The following is a 1,541-nucleotide window of genomic DNA, read 5'->3' as shown; positions in this document are numbered from 1 at the left end:
GACCTGCAACGATAGGACTTGCTGAGGGTCCTGTTGGCTGCAAGGGAAAGAGCACTTTCCAGGTGAGAGAGCCTATCTCGTCGTACCCACGTGTCCGTGTCCAGGGAGACGGTCGGCAGGTGGTCTCGCAGGCCGGTGCGGTCCTGCTGCTGGAGACGGTCCGCAAGACGGGCCTTGACCAGGCGATATCCGCAGCTCTGGCTCCGTGGCGGAAGCCGCGGGCCGTCCACGATCCCGGCAAGATCCTCCTGGACGTCGCCATGGCTGTCGCACTGGGCGGGGACTGCCTCGCGGCCGTCGCCATGCTGCGGTGTGAGCCGGCGGTCTTCGGCCCGGTCGCCTCCGACCCGACCGTCTCCCGCCTGATCGACACCCTCGCCGCATCCGGCGAGAAAGCCCTGCAGGCCGTCCGGTCCGCACGCTCCGAAGTCCGTCATCGTGCCTGGTCGTTGGCGGGCGAGAACGCCCCGGACGCCGACGGTCAGGTCACCGTCGACCTCGACGGCGTCCTCGTGATCGCCCACTCCGACAAGCAGGACGCGGCCGCGACCTGGAAGAAGACCTACGGCCATCACCCGCTGACGGCCTTCGTCGACCACGGACCGGGCGGAACCGGAGAGCCCGTCGCCACCCTCCTCAGACCGGGAAACGCGGGCTCCAACACCGCCGCCGACCACATCACCACCGCCCAACTCGCCCTGGCCCAACTACCCAAGCGCTACCGACGAGGACGGCAGACGCTGATCCGCACGGACTCCGCCGGCGGCACCCACGACTTCGTGTCCTGGCTCGCGAAGCGGGGCCGATGGCTGTCCTACTCGGTCGGCATGACGGTCACCGAAGCGATCCACGAACACGTACTGAAGGTCCCCGCCTCGGCTTGGACCCCGGCCGTCGAGACCGGCGGTGAGGCCCGGGACGGGGCCTGGGTCGCCGAGCTCACCGGCAAGCTCCTGGACGCCTGGCCCAAGGGCATGCGGCTCATCGTCCGAAAGGAACGGCCCCATCCCGGCGCCCAGTTGAGGATCACGGACGCGGACGGCATGCGGATCACGTGCTTCGCGACCAACACCACCGGCCGGCCGATCGCCGAGCTCGAACTCCGTCACCGGCTCCGGGCACGGGCCGAGGACCGGATCCGCAACGCCCGGGCCACCGGCCTGCGCAACCTGCCCCTGCACGACACCGCCCAGAATCGGGTCTGGATGGAGATCGTCCAGATCGCGCTCGACCTGCTGGCCTGGATGCCCATGCTCGCCCTGACCGGCCGGGCAAGGCTCTGGGAACCGCGTCGCTTGCGGTTCCGCCTGTTCTCCGCAGCCGGCCAGCTCGTCACCACCGGTCGGCGCAGGATTCTCCGCCTCGCCCGGCACTGGCCCTGGACCGACGAGATCACCGCCGCCCTTGAACGGCTCGCGCTCCTGCCCGACCCCGGCTGACCAGCAACCCACCGTCCCTGCGACAGCATCACCCGCCCGGGCAGTGGAACCCGGCGCCCACCCGACGCGACAGCCGGGCCACCGGCCTGCCCGGCATCAGCT

Annotated in this window: 1 protein-coding gene; it reads left to right on the top strand. The window is 70.3% G+C overall.

The window, feature by feature from the left end:
• Nucleotides 1-62: 62 nt before the first annotated feature.
• Nucleotides 63-1,439: an IS1380 family transposase gene (locus tag IEY89_RS40090; protein WP_189152445.1), complete on the top strand. Its 1,377-nt coding sequence runs from the start codon at nucleotides 63-65 to the stop codon at nucleotides 1,437-1,439.
• The last annotated feature ends 102 nt before the right edge of the window (nucleotides 1,440-1,541 follow it).

The organism is Streptomyces lacrimifluminis (assembly GCF_014646095.1).
Lineage (GTDB): Bacteria > Actinomycetota > Actinomycetes > Streptomycetales > Streptomycetaceae > Streptomyces > Streptomyces lacrimifluminis.
Note: the sequence above shows the minus strand (reverse complement) of the source record. Positions and strands in the feature narration are given on the sequence as shown.